This is a genomic window from Streptomyces cellostaticus (assembly GCF_023630175.1).
Taxonomy (GTDB): domain Bacteria; phylum Actinomycetota; class Actinomycetes; order Streptomycetales; family Streptomycetaceae; genus Streptomyces; species Streptomyces cellostaticus_A.
Map to the genome: position 1 here is coordinate 82433 of NZ_JALLIN010000029.1, position 16284 is coordinate 98716.

Annotated in this window: 15 protein-coding genes and 4 pseudogenes; 11 read left to right on the plus strand and 8 right to left on the minus strand. The window is 70.4% G+C overall.

Annotation, left to right across the window (positions count from 1 at the left end; all coding sequences use genetic code 11):
- Positions 1-28: 28 nt before the first annotated feature.
- The 3 genes from MXD57_RS19765 to MXD57_RS19775 all read right to left on the minus strand — a co-directional run bounded on the left by MXD57_RS19765 (position 29) and on the right by MXD57_RS19775 (position 4823).
- Positions 29-3481 (minus strand): WD40 repeat domain-containing protein, encoded by a 3453-nt coding sequence (locus MXD57_RS19765; RefSeq protein ID WP_250402860.1) that lies wholly within the window; start codon positions 3479-3481, stop codon positions 29-31.
- 146 nt (positions 3482-3627) lie between these two features.
- Positions 3628-4260 carry a hypothetical protein gene (locus tag MXD57_RS19770; RefSeq protein WP_250402861.1) on the minus strand — a complete coding sequence of 211 codons (633 nt, stop codon included), beginning with the start codon at positions 4258-4260 and terminating at the stop codon, positions 3628-3630.
- Between the two features lie 98 nt (positions 4261-4358).
- Positions 4359-4823 (minus strand): hypothetical protein, encoded by a 465-nt coding sequence (locus tag MXD57_RS19775; RefSeq protein WP_250402862.1) that lies wholly within the window; start codon positions 4821-4823, stop codon positions 4359-4361.
- A gap of 324 nt (positions 4824-5147) precedes the next feature.
- Between MXD57_RS19775 and MXD57_RS19780 the strand changes: the two are divergent.
- From MXD57_RS19780 to MXD57_RS19805, 6 genes and pseudogenes are all read left to right on the plus strand, one after another.
- Positions 5148-5399 (plus strand): annotated as a pseudogene (locus tag MXD57_RS19780) (LexA family protein); the annotation flags it as partial.
- Positions 5400-5760: 361 nt separating this feature from the next.
- Positions 5761-6768: a hypothetical protein gene (locus MXD57_RS19785; protein WP_250402863.1), complete on the plus strand. Its 1008-nt coding sequence runs from the start codon at positions 5761-5763 to the stop codon at positions 6766-6768.
- 161 nt (positions 6769-6929) lie between these two features.
- The gene (locus tag MXD57_RS19790) at positions 6930-7256 is read left to right on the plus strand and encodes a WhiB family transcriptional regulator (protein ID WP_250402864.1); all 327 of its coding nucleotides are present in this window, start codon (positions 6930-6932) and stop codon (positions 7254-7256) included.
- A 220-nt stretch (positions 7257-7476) separates the two neighbouring features.
- Positions 7477-8301: a hypothetical protein gene (locus MXD57_RS19795; RefSeq protein ID WP_250402865.1), complete on the plus strand. Its 825-nt coding sequence runs from the start codon at positions 7477-7479 to the stop codon at positions 8299-8301.
- 38 nt (positions 8302-8339) lie between these two features.
- Complete coding sequence (locus MXD57_RS19800) at positions 8340-8837, plus strand: DUF6420 family protein (protein ID WP_250402866.1); 498 nt, start codon at positions 8340-8342, stop codon at positions 8835-8837.
- 160 nt (positions 8838-8997) lie between these two features.
- On the plus strand, positions 8998-9342 hold the full coding sequence (locus tag MXD57_RS19805; protein WP_250402867.1) for a hypothetical protein: 345 nt from the start codon (positions 8998-9000) through the stop codon (positions 9340-9342).
- 30 nt (positions 9343-9372) lie between these two features.
- Here the strand turns inward: MXD57_RS19805 and MXD57_RS19810 are convergent, their stop codons facing one another.
- The gene (locus MXD57_RS19810) at positions 9373-10101 is read right to left on the minus strand and encodes a hypothetical protein (RefSeq protein ID WP_250402868.1); all 729 of its coding nucleotides are present in this window, start codon (positions 10099-10101) and stop codon (positions 9373-9375) included.
- A 9-nt stretch (positions 10102-10110) separates the two neighbouring features.
- Entirely contained in the window at positions 10111-10725 is a 615-nt protein-coding gene (locus MXD57_RS19815; RefSeq protein ID WP_250402869.1) for a helix-turn-helix domain-containing protein, read from the minus strand.
- 192 nt (positions 10726-10917) lie between these two features.
- Here MXD57_RS19815 and MXD57_RS19820 point away from each other — a divergent pair, with 192 nt between their 5' ends.
- From MXD57_RS19820 to MXD57_RS19835, 4 genes are all read left to right on the plus strand, one after another.
- Positions 10918-11463, plus strand: a complete 546-nt coding sequence (locus tag MXD57_RS19820; RefSeq protein ID WP_250402870.1) for a hypothetical protein — start codon at positions 10918-10920, stop codon at positions 11461-11463.
- A gap of 84 nt (positions 11464-11547) precedes the next feature.
- Complete coding sequence (locus MXD57_RS19825; protein WP_250402871.1) at positions 11548-12387, plus strand: hypothetical protein; 840 nt, start codon at positions 11548-11550, stop codon at positions 12385-12387.
- A 214-nt stretch (positions 12388-12601) separates the two neighbouring features.
- Positions 12602-13855, plus strand: coding sequence for an IS256 family transposase (locus MXD57_RS19830; RefSeq protein WP_250402872.1), 1254 nt, complete (start codon positions 12602-12604; stop codon positions 13853-13855).
- Positions 13852-14349, plus strand: coding sequence for an HAD domain-containing protein (locus tag MXD57_RS19835; protein WP_250402873.1), 498 nt, complete (start codon positions 13852-13854; stop codon positions 14347-14349). Before MXD57_RS19830 ends, MXD57_RS19835 begins: the two co-directional genes overlap by 4 nt.
- A 50-nt stretch (positions 14350-14399) precedes the next feature.
- On the opposite strand, the pseudogene MXD57_RS19840 reads toward MXD57_RS19835, so the two are convergent.
- Positions 14400-14848, minus strand: a pseudogene (locus MXD57_RS19840) (IS5 family transposase); the annotation flags it as partial.
- A 12-nt stretch (positions 14849-14860) separates the two neighbouring features.
- On the opposite strand from MXD57_RS19840, the pseudogene MXD57_RS19845 reads away from it, so the two are divergent.
- Positions 14861-15145: pseudogene (locus tag MXD57_RS19845) on the plus strand (GNAT family N-acetyltransferase); the annotation flags it as partial.
- Here the strand turns inward: MXD57_RS19845 and MXD57_RS32025 are convergent.
- Complete coding sequence (locus tag MXD57_RS32025; protein WP_374114730.1) at positions 15060-15530, minus strand: helix-turn-helix domain-containing protein; 471 nt, start codon at positions 15528-15530, stop codon at positions 15060-15062. The pseudogene MXD57_RS19845 and the gene MXD57_RS32025 overlap by 86 nt on opposite strands.
- Positions 15531-15733: 203 nt before the next feature.
- Positions 15734-16284 (minus strand): annotated as a pseudogene (locus MXD57_RS19850) (hypothetical protein); the annotation flags it as partial.

The following is a 16284-nucleotide window of genomic DNA, read 5'->3' on the forward strand; positions in this document are numbered from 1 at the left end:
GGTCCTCCGTTCCGCCGACCGGCGGGCCTCATGGTGCGCAGCTCAGACTCGACGGCACGTCGGATCCCAGGTACTGCTTCCAGAGGGCTGGGGTCAGCTCCCGTCCGGCCGAGCTGCAGGCGGCGCTGATCCACGAGTTCGGGTCGAGTCGCCAGCTGATCAGAGTGCCCATACCTTCGACGGTGTCAGGGTCGCCCTCCGCCCTGCGGAACTCGGTCGCCGCGACCAGACGGGTGCCGTCCACGGAGAAGGCCAGACCGGTGGATATGGACTTCGGGCCCGCAGGGATGGGCAGAGTGCCGAGCACGTCGCCCGATGGCCGGTCGAGGAGCTGGACGGTGTTCTCGTTGCCCGGGATCGCGGCGATGAACCCTTTGCCGACGACAGGCCCGACGGCCGTTCCGGGCGTGCCCTTGAGCGTCCCCAGCGGCCGGGCCCCATCCGGGGACCAGACTTCCAGGTCCCCGGACGTTCGTTGGACGAGCAGCTGGTCATCCGCGTACGCGAGGCCCTGGAAACCCGTTGCGTCGATCACGCGGTAGCTGCCCGTGGCGGCATCGACGACCCGGATCTCGTGGTGGTCGCTCTCGAAGTCGTACTTGATCAAGGCGGCGTGGGCGGCCAGCCGGTCCAGGGCCGCCGTCCCCTGGTGGAATGCGTGGGTCCCGTACACGGTCGGGGCCATGTCGCGCGGTCCGGCTGTCTGGCGCAGTACGCGGCCGGTGGCCGGTTCTCTGATGCGGATCGTGCCGGAGGCGTCCAGCTGGGCCACTTCCCGGCCGCCCGGAAGGAACTGGAGCAGGGCCGGTGCGTCGTCGAGCCGGAGCGGGTTGGGCAGAGCCCGCCATCTGCCCGTCACGCGCATCTCGTTGCTGGGGTCGATGATCAGGGCGCTCCCGTCCTCCGACACCGTGATGACCCGCGATCCGTCGGCATTCCAAACCACCGCCCCGTACCTCTTGTCCAGTCGCGGTCGGCCCGCAGACGGCCGGCCGGCGTCCGCCGGATCGAGGCTCCGTACATCGAGGGTGACAGTGACCCCTCTGTCGCTCAGAACCGCCGCCCTACGGCCGTCAGGGGTCAGGGCGACGCGCGGCATCAAACATGATTTGCAGGAAAGCTCGATGACAGCAGTCGTCTGTGTTGCGATCCTCGACAGCCGGTCGAGGTCCCACAGGGTCAGCAGGTCCCCGGCGGCGGAGACGAGCTTGTGGCCGCTCGGGCCGAGGAAGGCGAGCCCGCCGGCGGGGACCGTGCCGGCTCCGGGCAGGACGAGAGGCTCGGACGGCGCCTGGTCCGGCGTGCTGGTCCGTGACACGTAGAGGGTGGTGCCGAGGGCTGCGGCTGCCCGAGTGCCGCCACGGCTGAGCACCAGGGCTGTGGGGACGCCTTCCGGGAACCGGGCCCGCAGCGGCGGTTTTTCGATATCGGGGGAGCCCTCTGCCACCCAGACTGGCGAGAAGCCGGCCCCGGTGCTGTAGGTGAGGTGGCTGCCGTCCGGGGCGAGCGCGGAGAGGTAGTTTTGGTTGCCGAAGTTCATCGCGCTCCCGCGGGTGCGCACCAGGCCCGGCACGGTGAGTTCCTCCCACGTGCCGCCACCGTCGAACAGCATCAGGTGCGAGTCATCGGAGAAGGCGATGGCATGCGGTGCCCCGTAGGCCATGTCCGCGAGGTCGAGGTGGCTGGTAGCTCCCGTGGACCTGTCCAGCACCCACGCCGTGGGCGGGGGGTCGAGGGACCCGGTGGTAGTCGTCACGACGACGAAGCGTCCCGATGGGGAGACCCCCACGGCGGTGGGCTGCTGTCCTGTGGGGAGGACCGGGGTTGGGGCCAGGGCGTCGCCCTTCCAGACACCGACCGAGTCGTGGCCGATCGCCGCGACGACGTTCCCAGAGGCATCCGACGCCACTGCGGTGACCTGCTCGGATATGCGGCCGACGTGCTGCCTGCCGGCCGCTGTCGTTGCGGTGACCGTCCACCGCTCGACTTCACCGCCCTGTGTCCCCGCGAGCAGGGCATCGCCGTTCGGCGTAGTCGCCAGCGCAGAGACCGGCCCGCTGGCCCGAACACTGCCGACCATGTGCGGGCTGGCGGTGACCGCCTGGAAGAGTGCATGGCGGGTGAGCGCGTCGGCGTGCTGACGGTAGGCCTGCGCTGCGAACAGCTCGGCGAGCCCGACATCGCTGGAGATCAGCCTCTGAGACACGTCCGCGAGTCGGTGGGCGTTCTCCAGCCGGGTCTTCGCCTCGGCGTAGTGGTAATAGACAGCCAACCCCGCCAGCGAGGCCGCGGAGACCAACACCAGGGCTGTCACCAGCCAGCCGGTGCGGAACTGCCGGGCGTACCGGTCGGCCTGCTTCAAGGTCGCCGCGAACCGCACGTCGCCCGGCTTGGGCGCGTGGGCGACGTCCGCCCGGTTCGCCTCGGGCGCCACCAGGCGCAGTCCCTTGCGGCGCGCTGTCAGCAGCTTGACCTCCATGCCGCTGATCTTGAGCAGCTTGACCTCCATGCCGCTGATCTTGAGCAGATGTTTGCCGTCATCCAGGGCCCCCGTCACCGCGGTTCGTGGCCTCAGCCCGTAGAAAACGCCTCGGATCCAGGCACCGCTGAGCCGCCGGGACCGGGGGTGGCGCAGTATCTCGCGCAGGCCCAGGGCGAAGGCCACGCCCAGAGAGGGGCCCTCGATCCGTGGCGGCGGCAGCGGATCATCGGACAGGACGATGCGCCACAGCACGCAGCGGCCCTCGCGCCCGGCGCCCGCCGCCCCCCACGCACGGCCCACAGCTGTGGCGAACTGCCCGTTCGGGCTGTGCGTCCCGGCCATCGCTCGTGGATCGGGGTACAGCCCGGCCGGGCCTGCGGGGAACTCGCGCAGCTCCAGAACACCGGTGACCCCCAGCTCCGGCGCAGCCCGGTCGGGACCGTCCGCAGACTGTCCGAACACCACCGGCACCCGTACGACGGGCCGCTTGCGCACCTCGGCGCCCGCCATCAGCAGCGCGGCGATCACCAGCACGTTCCCGGGCCCGCTCGGCTCCGGCCCCCCGCCTTCGGTGTGCGGGCGCAGCCGCGCAATCCGTTCACGGACGTCGTCCAGCCGGGCCGTGATCTCCGGCGGCAGGCCGCCGCTCTGACCGCCGGACGGCTGCCCGAGCCGGGGCAGTGCGTCGGGGGAGAGTAGTCCGCTCGACCGCCAGGTCTCCCGCAGCCGGGCCAGGTCCTTCGCCTGGTCCTCCGCCTGGTCCTCCGCCTGGTCCTCCGCCTGGTCCTCCGCCTGGTCCTCCGGCGGGCTCAGAGCCCGGCCCAGCAGATAGGTCTGACGGGCGGACGACACCGGGCCGCCCGCCCGGTCCGGCGCCGTCGCATCGAGCCAGGCGGCCAGTTCTCCGGCACGTTCGCCTGCGAACCATGCAGGGTCGGCGCGTACCGCCTCTGCGCAGCACTTCCACCACAGCTGCCGCTCGCCGAGCAGCTCTTTCACGGCGGCCTGTGAACTCGTCGCCCCCTCCAGCACGGCTTCGAGCGCGGCCCGCTCCGGGACGTGTCCGGCCCGGGCCCCCGCTGGGCCCCGGGGCGACCGTTCACCGTCGACTGCCTCCCCGGTAGACCCGGGCACGTCGGTGGCCGTCACCGCAGCGCACCGTCAATGACGCCGGGCAGGTCGTCGCCAACGTGTTCGCGCACTCGCCGCCAGGCCTCGCGGGTCGCTTCATTGAGGGCCGCCCCGATCGAGGTGGTCACCGTATCGGTGTCCCAGTCGGACTCCGACCCCACCGGAATGGAAACCGAAGCCGTCCAGGCTGCTCCGACGGAGAATTCCGGGAGCTGGACGTATGACGCCGCGGGCCCGACCGTCCCCCGCACGACCGGTACGAGCAGCTCCCGCATGCGGCCGTCGGGCCGGGCGTAGCGGATCAGGCACATCAGCGGCCGGGCGCCGTCGTCGCTGCGCAGGACCAACTCCAGGCTGTACGAGGGCTCGCCATCGCCGGTGCTCCGCACCAGGAAAGCGACCCGGCCGTCGGGCGAGGCGGCCTCCAGCACCACCGCGTCACCGCCCGCGGCGGTCAGGGCGCCGCCTGGCGACAGCGCGGGCAGCTCGAACCACCCCAGGGCGGGGCGGACGTCTGGCTGCCGGTTGCGGGATCCCCCCGCGGTGGACTGCCGAGGCACGGTGCCCGGGGTTCGGGGCGTCGCAGTCGGGGCGGGCCGTACCGGCAGGTCGAAGCCGAGGAACGATGCCCGGACTCGCTGCCACAAGGTGTGTCCTGCGCGGCCGCGGCCCACCGTTCGGGGCGTGCCAGGTGGCCGTGCGCCGATGAAAGACCGCCAGGAGCGCCGAGCGAGCGGGCTCGCGTTCACGGGGTTGCCTCCTCGGACACCGGCGGAAGACTCTGTTCCGGCAAGGCTGGGGAAGCGCCCGGATCCTGGCCACCGGGGGCGCTGTGGAGAGCGCCGTCGGCTGTGGTGGACCGGCCCAGTTGGGCGAGCAGCGCCGGCGCGGACGCGCCCACGGCCGCGGCCGCGTACACGCCGGTCACCTCCGTGTGGAGCAGCCAGCCCGCCATGCCGCCCAGCAGGACTCGGAACAGGGCGGCAAGTCCATCCGCCGGCGGGTCGATGAACACCCCGATCGGTGGGAGGTCACCCGCCACCGCCCGCTGTGCGTGCCGTGCTTGCTGCCAGGAGCGTAAGCGCCCGAAGGTGACGACCGCCTCGGCGATCAGACCACCGCCCGCACCGCACGCCATGGCCTCGGCCCACGTCATCATCGTCCCCGTGCCCTCCGCTATCCTGGCCGGTACCCACTGACCGTCGTACACCCCCAGAGGGCGTGGCGTCCCATCATGCACACGGCCGCTGCGGTCTGTTCAGGTATCAGCTGAATTGATCGGTGATCACTGCCCCACATCCGGCGAGCGACCGGTGCATAGATAGGGGCGCCGGTATACCCCTTTCCCCAGCCGCGGTTGTGATCTTGCAGGGTGCTCCGGAGCACAGACGGACGGGCGTGCGGGAGGCGGCCGAGGGGCCAGCCGTTCACGCAGTCGTTGCGATCGAACCCACGTGAGACGCAAGCCCATAGAGGGCGAATCGCCACCGGTTCCCAGTCAAAGTCCACCGAGATTCAGCGAACTCGTCGGTTTCAGGTGTCCGGCGAAAGCATGATCGAGGCAGCCATCTGCGACGGCGACGTGGTCACCGTCCGGCGGCAGCAGGTCGCCGAGCCAGGCGACATCGTCGCCGCCATGCTCGACGGCGAAGCGACGGTGAAGAGGTTCCAGCGCGACGCGGCCGGCCACGCCTGGCTCGTCGCGCACAACCCCGGGTTCCAGCCGCTCGCGGCCGACGAGGCGGTCATCCTGGGCAAGGTCGTCGCCGTGATGCGCGCCCTCTGACGATCCTCGCGGCGGCACACGAACAGCCGTCGCACGCACCAGCCGGACTCGGCCTCCACAGCCGGGAGAGGAAGGGGCACTGCCTCCTGCGGCCCTCGGCACACGGCGCTCCTCTCTCCCGGGGCTTCGGTCAGATCAGGGAGTGTGCGGCGCGGCGCCCCGTTGGAGTTGAGGTCGATGGATATGGTGGCGCCCTGCGGCATCGGTCTGCTGCTCCTCACGCGAACTCGGCCCATTGGTTCAAGGCGGAGGCGAAGAAGCTCGGCTTCGATCAGCGCCATTTCACTGACCGCACCACCGCACACCAGTGCCTGTTCCTCACGCTCCGCGGGCCGACGGAGCTGAGCGAAAGGTACCCGCCATGCCGGCGAACCAGATCAGCAGCCGCGCCCGGACCTACGCCCTCTACACCGGCGCCCCCTACCAGGCCGCATGTGAGGCCGTCGCTGCCTTGGAGCCCGACGCTCCCCTCATCCCGGCACCGGCCCAGCACGAACAACTCCTGCTGGAATCGGAGGTGTTCTACTGGATCCTCAACACACAGCGGCATTTCTTCGAGTACCCCTTCGGCATCCGGTACGTACAGCCCACCTCGCGCGGCATCCGGCTCCACCTGGAGAGCAACTCAAGTCTCGACAGCCTGCTGAGCGGTCTGCTGCCCTGCCGCTCGCCGATGCGCGCCGGGCGAGACGAGATCTACGGGCTCAACGGGGTGAGGATCTGCGCACGCACCGATCGCGGCATCGAGCTCCGCCGTCTCGGGCAGCCGACCAGCATCCGGCTCACCGGCCCCTCGCGCCGCGCCTTCCAGAAGGCCGAGGCAGCCCTTGCGCAGCAGATCCAGAGCAACGGGGGAGAGGCCTGCTGGCTGGCCGGCGACACCTGGACTCCCTACGAGAAGCAGTGGGACACCGAACGGCAGCCGCTCATCTACGAGAAGATCTGGCGGGACGCCGCCTGGCTCCCCAGCGGGCTGCTGCGCCGCCTCGGACTCCTCCACACCGTCGCCGTCCCCCAGGTCGTCACTGGACACGAGGCGCGCCTGGGGGAGTGGTGGATCCTTCAGCTCGAGCACGACTCCGAGACAGCCCTGCGCCGCGCCGAGCTGGTCCAGGCCCTGACCGACCCGCACCACGGTCTGCCGCTGGAACTCTGCGGTCACCGCGACCTGACGCCCGGGGGCAGTCTCGGTCTGGTCCTCCTCAAGTCTCCGGATCGCAGCGCCGCTCTCCAACTGCGCTATGACCGGATCGACTACCCGATCAGGAAGCACCGCGCCGACATGTTCGCGGCGATCCGCCGGCGCACCAGTGCCCTGACGGGCGAGGCATCGCTGCCCGCCATGCCCGGTTGCCCGGGAACCGGCTGAAGGGGTCACGAGGCGTTGGGGCCTTGGTCAAGGCCCCTTCACCCGAAGGGATTGCCGCAATGCGGCGATGTCCCATGCTGTAGGCGTTTGCCGTACCGTTCTCGGACTGCGCCTGCCCAGGGGAGTGCGGCGGGCCGCACCGGGGAGAGGACGGCGTCGGGGTGAACGGGGAAGACCAGGAGAACTGGGGTAAGCGAGCGGTCTGCCGAACCGCTGATCCGGACGAGCTCTTCGTGGACGGCGCGGCCCAGAACAGGGCCAAGGCCCTCTGCACCGGCTGCCCGGTGCGCACCGAGTGCCTGGCCTATGCCCTCGGCCATCGCATCGAGCACGGAATCTGGGGCGGCATGACCGAGCGTGAGCGGCGGGCTCTTCTGCGACGGCGCCCCCTGGTCACGTCATGGAGACGCCTGCTCGAAGCCGCCCGATCGGAACACCAACGACTTGCCAGCCCGGACGAAGGACAGGCCTGGGACGTCGCAGGATGACAGCACGCCGGCCCCCGGACCCCCGCTCCCCGCGGTACCGCCCGGCGCGGACAGGAGGTGTTGGGCCCGGGCCGGGCGCGCCGGACGGCACCGCGGCCTGAGTAGCTGGAGCCGGGCCCGTCAGGGTCTGCGGGCTGGAGCCCGCGGCCGGGGGAAATTGGCGGTGAAGCGGCCGCCCGCCCGGCAGAATCGGGTGATCGACACGCCCTTTGGGGGAGCTATGCAGGAACTCCGCTTCGACGACGACATCCGGTTCACCGTGGAAGTCAGCAGCGACCAGACGTGGCTGCACCGCGCACTGGGAGCCCACGAGCTGAGCGTCCAGCTCGCTGTCGGGGTGTCGCCCTTCACCGAGGCCGGGAAGATCCTCGCCCTGGAGGCGGACCTGTTCGGCTTCGAGGCGACGGGGCAGCGCTCCCGGCTCGCCCGGACTACGGCGAACCTGGCGTACACCCCGAAGGTGACCGTCCACCGCGTGAACCTGTCGTTCCCGCTGACCTCGTTGCAGGTCCACGCCATCGAGGAGGGCCGCACCGGCGACGTCCGCTTCGAGATCGACCTCAACGCGACCCTGCCGCAGGCGCCCGGGTATCCGGGGAGCACCCAGGACACGGCGCACATCACCATCGCCAAGAGCCGATGGGAACAGCAGCTGGCGCAGCTGGGGCCGTCCGCGGCGTTCGAGATGGCCGTGCCGTACCCGCTCGGCGATCCGGAGCGGGACGAGGTCGGACGGACGCTGCGGGAGGCGCAGCGGCTGCTGACCGCGAACGAGGTGCGGGCGTCGATCCTGGAGGTCAGGCGGGCGCTGGAGTGGGTCCGGGAGAACGTCACCTGGGACAACCCCGGATCGAGGAAGCAGGCCAACCAGTGCAACCAGACCGAGCGGTGGTGGCGGATCCAGGACGCCTTGTACAGCCAGACCTGCGGCGCCCTGCACAACGACGCGGTCACCAAGACCTTCAAGTACGACCGGGCCGAGGCGGAGACGCTCCTGGCGATGACCGCCGCACTGCTGCGGAACGTGCCCGTCACCAGCGCGTGACGGCCCGGCGCCCGCCCCGCGACCGAAACGAGGACCGCATGGCAATCGAGCACAACGGCATTGCAGGCCCCTACTTCGAGTACGACGGACTGCCCGCCCAGCACGTGGTGGACAAGGATCTGCCGCTGATCCATCCGTACGGCCCGGTGACGCCCGGCCGCTATCTCACGCCCGGCGGCGGACGGCTCACCATCCGCCCGGCCGAGAAGCGCGCCCACACCCGGATCACGCTGGACCACCTGGGCTGTCCCGCCCAGGTCACCGACGAGAAGGACGCCGCCTTCAAGCGGCTCGCCCTGGCCGCCGAGGGGTACTGCGTGCAGGCCGGGTGCCGACACCGCGCCGCGTACTCGGGCGGGGTGCTGCGCATCTTCGAGGTGCGCAAGGGGAGCATCGAGCTCACCGCATTCGTGCGCGCCGCGCTCGCGGTCGAGCTGGGGGACTTCACCCCCGCGGACCGGCTCTCGCAGGAGAGTGAAGCACTGGCCGGGCCTGTCCGCCGGGACGGCGAGGGAGACCGGGCCAGCGCCAGCTAGACGCCCGATGTGCGCCTGCCGCAGCGGTACCGGCGGGCCCATGAAAGCGGGGAGGTGCGGCGCCACGGGGGGAGCGCCGCACCTGCGACCAGCGTAGCGATCCACCGCCCGGCCCGGGCTCATTTGTGCGACCGGCCGGTGCTTCATGGAGGCGATCGGCATGACCGTCGTCGACGAGCTCGACGAGCACGGTGCGCGCCAGTGTCTCTACACCCACGCCGGCGACAAGGACGGCAGCGACCTGCGCTGGTTGCGCCTGCTCGCAGCGCGCCGGGACGCCGTCGAGCGTCGCCGTGGCGCCCAGGCACGCGCGACCGCGGCCGGCCAGGCTGTTCCCGATGACCTCTCGGCGCTCACCCCCGAGGAACTGGCCCGGCTGTGCCCCGCCCGCCATGGCGCCTACGGCCGGATCTGCGCCCGCATGGCCGATCACACGCCGGACCTTCACCTGGGCCGGGCACAGGACGGCGCGTGGATCGCCTGGCTGACGACGGCTGACGCCTGACCACCCGACCCGGCGCGAGCACGTCGGCGCTCAGAGCTCGTCGGCGCGCATCGGGACGAGCTCGGCGACCTCGAACTGGCTCGTGTCCGGGTGCAGTTCGGGGAAACGGTCGATGACCTGGGCGTGCGCTTGGCCGGTGAACAGGTCCAGCGCCACGCGGTCGAGGGGACCGTCGTCCAACTGGAGGTAGGTCATGGCCAGATGGGCGCCGTGGTGCAGAGCGTCCTTCTCGGTGGGGTAGGTCCAGGTGCTCAGCCCGCGTTCCGGCTCGCTGCGGTGCAGCAGAACCCACGGGCCGCCGGCCGCCCCCTTGGGCGCGTCGACCAGGGCCCGGCAGGTACGGCACCACGACGCGTTCGCGGCAAGCCGCTCCGCCGAACCGGCACCCCACACCGGCTCCGGCACAACGACGCGCGCGACATCCGGCCGTTCGGGCAGGGTCTGCGGCTCCCGGGTGAGCAGTTCGGGGACCCGGTAGGCGGTGCGGGCGCGGCCCTTCCTGCCGACCGGAGGCTGCCACAGTGCCCGCGGCCACGGCTCGTCGAGCGATACCGAAGGGCTGTGGCTGAGGGGATGGCCGAGGTCGACCAGGTCCCCGTCGGACGGTGTCGGCTCCTCACCCGGAGGCAGTGGCAGCAGCCACCCGGCCGCGTCCTTCACCCATGCCTGCCCGCAGCCGCACCAGTGCACGGCGGCATCCTGCTCCGCGGGGCTGTCGTACCAGTCCGGCTCCTCCCGGCCCAGCCCGAGGCGCGCCATGGCGGTCGGCTACTCGCACGGGCAGGACGCGAACCGGTACAGCTGCACATCGGGCTGCTCGTCGCGCGAAGCGTGCAGCCACGCAGGATGGACACCCAGAGCGCCCGCCAGCGCCTCCCGCTCACGCTCACCAGGCCGGGACCGGCCCGCCGCCCAGTGCCCGATCTGGTGCGCGCCGACGCCGACGTCGCTCCCCAGGCCGACCGCGGTCTTCGCGGCCGCCTCATGCCATAGCCGCAGGCGCCGCGCGAAGGGGGACAGCTCCAGCAGGGCCCACACCGGGTGCTCCCCCTGGGGATCGACGTGGTCCGGATCGTCCTCCTCCCACACCTCATGGAGCTCGTTGTAGGACAAGGCGTGCTCGGCCAGCGTCTCGGTCACCCAACGACGCACCGCGGCGTCGTCCGCCCACTGCTCGTCGGTAGCCTCCCGAGCCGCGGCGTCCGCGTTTTCCGCCAGCACCAGCTCCTCATGCAGCGGGAACACCAACTCCTCGAGGGCCAGCAGAGCCCGGGAGGCGACGACACGGCGGGCCGGCTCCGGCGCCGCGCCGCTCAGCACGCCCGACAGCACGTCGACGGCCCGAACCACCAGCCGGTCCTGCTGCTTTCCCCACCTGCTCACCCTGACCCCACTCCCGCGGCCGCGGCGGCCCCGCACGTGCCACATCATCCCGGCCACGACACGGAAGCGGGCGACAACGCCCGAAGTTCACCCCCCACCAGAACAGACCCGCCTCGTCTCCCCGGACAGCCAGCAGCGCCCGCCATCAGACCCAGCACAACCGCCAGCTACGCGGCCACATACGCTGTCCCGATGCCCGTCGTACCCCCGCTCTTCAGCGATGCCGAGACCGACCACCCCGCCATCGCCCAGTGGTGCTCCACCATCCTGGCCGGCGACACCGCCCGCCTCCTCCTCCTGGGACCGCACTGGTCCGGCAAGTCCCACGCCGCCTACGCCGGGCTGCGCCGTCTACTCGCCGCCGGCTACCGCGAGGAGAACATCACCGTCCACCAGGCCCACGATCTCGGGCGCAACTACGAGCCCAGCATGATCGAGAACACCACCGCCGTCACGGTCATCGACGACCTGACCCTCTCCGTCGACCTGGTGCGCGAGGCGAAGGTGCCGCTGAAGCCGGACCCCGCCGACGTCCAGGCCATGATGGCCCTGGAGGCGGGAGCACTCGCGGATGCCGTCGCCCGTCTGAGCCTGCTGCCGCGGCGTTCCTGGCTCCTGATCGCCTCGAACCTTAACTGCCTCGTCGAGGCGGTTGGCCAAGAGACCGCCGAGCGCCTCGTCGCCGTCGCCGAGCAGGCCGAACTCGCCCCCCGCCCCCGCCCGACCCTGCGCTGGTAGCAGCCGGACAACCAGCACGCCCGCCCCACCTCAACCAGCTGGACTACGCTGCGCGTTGTCGTCAGGTCGAAGGAAGGGCGGGCTGTGGCCAAGCGGACGAACGGCTCCGAGACGAACCGCAAGGAGCTGCTGTCCGGCGTCGCACGCCGGCTGTGGGCGTTCTCCGGCAACGAATGCGCCTGGGGCGACCCGCACTGCTCAACCCGGCTGGTCACGGAGGAAGGCGCCTGGGTCGGCAAGATCGCCCACATCATCGGCGCCGAGCCCGGCAGCGCCCGGCACGAGGCGTGGGACGGCACGGACGTCGAACAGCTACGGGACTTCGACAACCTGATGCTGCTGTGCGGCGTGCACCACGACCTGATCGACAGCAGCGTCACCCGGCACGACTACACCGTCGAGTACCTGCGGGCAGTCAAACAGAAGCACGAGGCCACGTACCGGTACACGGTCGACGACATCGAGGCCGAGTTCCGCGACACGGTCAACGGGTCCCTGGTCCGGCCCGCCACCACCATGCGCCGCTTCTTCGCCTGGGAGGACGCCAACCAGGACCCGTCGGACGAACAGGACTTCCTCGAGCTGGTCAACCGCTTCGCGGGGCGGGTCGGCGGTCTAACGCGGATGGCCCGACAGGTGCTCGCCCTCGTGGTGCACGAGGAGACCACCGACTTCGAACTGGTGCTGAGGCGCTTCTCGGCGGACCGTACGACGCTGCTCAGCGTCGTACGCGAACTCCAGAAGGCGGAGATGGTCTACCTCCACGCCGAGGAGTACGACGAGGAACGCGGACAGCTGTCCCTGCTCAGTGGCGCTCTGGAGGGCGTCCCCGAAATGTGGGACGAGCTTCGGGGCTTCTGCCGCGACGAGAAGGTGGACCTCAAGGAGATCCTGGTGGATCTCGACTTCTCCCGCTTGGACTGAGGCGCCGGCGGGCGTACGACCTACGCCCGGGGAGTGGCGGCCCCGGGGGACTGCCGCAAGGCATCACGCCGTCGGCTTCCGAGCAATGCTCAAGACCTGTGGATTGGACTCGGGAGGGGTGCCTCGCGGAACGCGGAGGGCGTACCTTCCCGAGTGATCGATTTCTGGTCATCGAGTAGGCCCGCGTTGCAGCGCGGGTCGGGAAGGCACGCCCGTGCTGAGCGTAGTCAACGAGGACGGCACCACTCAGAGCGGCTCCCTGATGGACGACATCGTCCGTGAGGGAGCCCGTCGGATGCTCGCCGCGGCTCTGGAGGCCGAGGTCAACCAGTACATAGCTGAGTTGGCGGGCGAGCGGGACGAGGCCGGTCGCCGTCTGGTGGTCCGCAACGGCCACCACCGCGAGCGGACGGTGACCACCGCCGCCGGGCCGATTGTGGTGAAAGTACCGCGGGTGAACGACAAGCGGGTCGATGGCGAGACGGGCGAGCGCAAGCGGTTTTCGTCCAAGATCCTCGCCCCCTGGTGCCGGAAGTCCCCGAAGATCAGCGAGGTCCTGCCCCTGCTCTACCTGCACGGGCTGTCCTCCGGCGACTTCGTGCCCGCGATGGAGCAGTTCCTCGGCACGGCCGCTGCGCTCTCGTCGGCAACGGTGACCCGGCTGGCCAAGCAGTGGAGCGACGACCACTCCGCCTTCCAGGACCGGGACCTGTCCGGATCCGACTACGTCTACGTGTGGGCCGACGGCGTCCACCCCAAGGTCCGCCTCGGCCAGGCCCGCTCCTGCGTCCTGGTCCTCATGGGCGTGCGCACCGACGGCAGCAAGGAGCTGATCGCGCTCGCCGAGGGCCTGCGAGAGTCGACCGAGTCCTGGGCCGACCTCCTGCGGGACTGCCGCCGGCGCGGCATGCGCGACCCCGAGCTCGTCGTCGGCGACGGAGCCATGGGGCTGTGGCGGGCCCTGGCCGAGGTGTTTCCGCAGGCCAGACATCAAAGGTGCTGGGTTCACAAGACCCGGAACGTGGTCAATGCCCTGCCGAGATCGGCCCAGCCCGGCGCGAAGAAGGCACTGCAGGAGATCTACAACGCCGAGGACCGCGATCACGCCGAGAAGGCGGTGAAGGACTTCGGGCGCGCCTACGGCGCGAAGTGGCCCAAGGCCGTCAAGAAGATCACCGACGACGTCGATGAACTCCTGGCTTTCTACGACTTCCCGGCCGAGCACTGGGTCCACCTGCGCACGACGAATCCGATCGAGTCGACCTTCAGCACAGTGAAGCTGCGGACCAAGGTCACCCGCGGCGCCGGCAGCCCGGCCGCGGCCCTGGCGATGGTGTTCAAGCTCGCCGAGTCCGCCCAGGCCCGCTGGCGAGCGATCACCGCACCCCACCTCGTCGCCCTCGTCCGCAACGGCGCCCGCTTCGAACGCGGCGTCCTGGTCGAGCGTGAGCGGGAGGCTGCGGCATGAGTGAGCCCAAGGAACTCCCGCTGCTGTTCCTGGACATCGACGGGCCTCTCCTGCCGTTCGGCGACGGCCCGCAGTGCGAGCCGTCAGGCACCGCGACGGATTCGCACCTGACGCGGCTCGACCCGCACCTCGGGCCTCGCCTCGCGGCACTGCCGTGCGAGCTGGTTTGGGCCACCACCTGGGAGGAGGCGGCGAACACCGACATCGCACCGCTGCTCGGTCTGCCGCCCCTGCCGGTCGTGCACTGGCCAGAACCCTCCGACGCGCAAAAACGCGAGGACCAGTGGTTCGGGCTCCACTGGAAGACCCGGACCCTGGCAGCATGGGCGGACGAACGCCCGTTCATCTGGGTCGACGACGAGATCACCGACGCCGATCAGGACTGGGTGTCCACCCGCCACCCCACCCCGGCCCTCCTCCACCGCATCGCGTCTTCCCGCGGCCTCACCGACAAAGACTTCGCAGTCCTCGACCAATGGCTACGGGCCACTTGAGGCTTCCGGCAGTGATCCACAGGAATTGACAATTGCTCCACCCAGCGGGCAAGCCAGGCCACCGTCCGCTCCACGGTCCAACGGTGACGGCCCAGCCGCTGAGAGGACTCGACGCCTTTGCGGGCGATGCGCGGGGTGATGTTCCGGGAGCGTAGCCACCGACGGAGGTGGTTGTAGTCGTACCCCTTGTCGCCATGCAGCTTGGCGGGCCGCCGTCGCCGCGGTCCGCGACGGGAGCGGATCGGCGGGATACCGCGCACGAGGGGTTCGAGTCCCTGGCTGTCGTGGGTGTTCGCGGCGGAGATCCCGATCGAGAGGGGCAGACCGGACCGCTCGGTGATCAAGTGGATCTTCGTTCCCTTCTTGCCGCGATCTACGGGATTCGGACCTGTCAGATCCCCCCTTTCAGGGCCCGCATGTTCACTGAGTCGATCGCGCACCGGGACCAGTCCAGAGCGCCACTCGCGCCGAGCTCGTCCAGGACCAGGTGGTGGAGCTTGCGGGGTCAGGCCCCGATTACCGCCACGCCGGTATTGATCTTTTTCTCAACCCCGCAGCGCATGGCAGCGGACTGGGCACCGACGCAGTGCGCACACTGGCCCGCCACCTCATCGACGAGTGCGGCTACCACCGGCTGGTCATTGACCCCGCGGCCGACAACATCGCGGCGATCCGCTGCTACGAGAAGGTCGGCTTCCGGCCGGTCGGCATCATGCGGCAGTACGAGCGCGGTCCGGACGACACCTGGCACGACGGACTCTTGATGGACCTGCTGGCCGCTGAACTGACGTGCTGACCCCTCCCGTTGCCGTGGGGTGAGGGAGAGCAGCCGCCGTCGGCTCCCCAGCACGAGCTGAGCGGGAGACAGTGCTTCGCACGCCGGGGCGGCGAGCGCATCGGCGTGGGCTTCGATGCGGTGTGCCGTCACCGCGGTGCTCGAACAGCATGGTCGCGCGATGCCACAGCCGGGCTGCCGGGTTGCTCGGCACCGCAAGGCTGCGCATCCCGGCGTATATCACGCGCCCTTCCGTGGGCGCGCTCGTCGCGGCCTCGCGGGTCGGATCTGCCGGTCCGCACCAAGCCCGGAAAGCCTGGCGGGCGGTACCTGGGCGACACCGTCTACTCTCCGCTCTGGGACGTGCTCGACCGGCGAGAGGCGGTCGAGCACGTCCATCCGACATCGCCCCAGGGGCTGGTGGATCTTCCCGGCCTCCAGGGAGCAGGTCGCACAGCGGGCGATGCGCCCGGCATCTGATCGGCTGGAGCGGAAGGCCCGCCGGGGAGTCCGGTTGGTAGAGACGGGCTGCGCGTCTTCCGGCCAGAGAGCACAGCGCTGGCCGAGGGGAGCCGGCTTGTCGGATCGATCGCGTCCCACTGTGCGATGTCAGTCGATTTCTGAACGTTCCAGGCCTGGTTCGGTGACGAGGATGAGTTGGCTGACGGTGTGTCCGTCTCGAGTGTGGAAGGCGACACGGTAGAGGCCTGGCGCTTCGCAAGTGACCGTGGCTGCCGGAGACCCGTCTTGCATGGCGACTCGCACTCGCCTGCTCTGGTTGTCGGTGGTGTCAGTGATGGTGCAGGTGAGTCCGTGGACCGAGTCGACATGTTCGGCGACGGCCTGCCAGGTCTGGCCGGCTTCGACAAGATCGGGTGTGGAGATGCCGCAGCCGGGCTCGCCGAGGGGCGGTCCTTGTGGTTCGTCTTCGAGCAGGATGTCGATCACCGCGTCAAGACTGGCTTCGGCTCGTGCCAGGTCGCCGTGCTGGATCGGCACGGTGGACAGGTGCGTGCTGCGCGCTGCGGAGTCACGGTAGACGGTGCCGTCACCATGGGTAGAGAAATAGGTGATTCGGCCGGCTCTATCGCGGATGAGAGATCCGTCGCTGTTGTGCCGGGCACCATCGCAATGGGCTTCGACTTTCCCGTTGGTCAGGG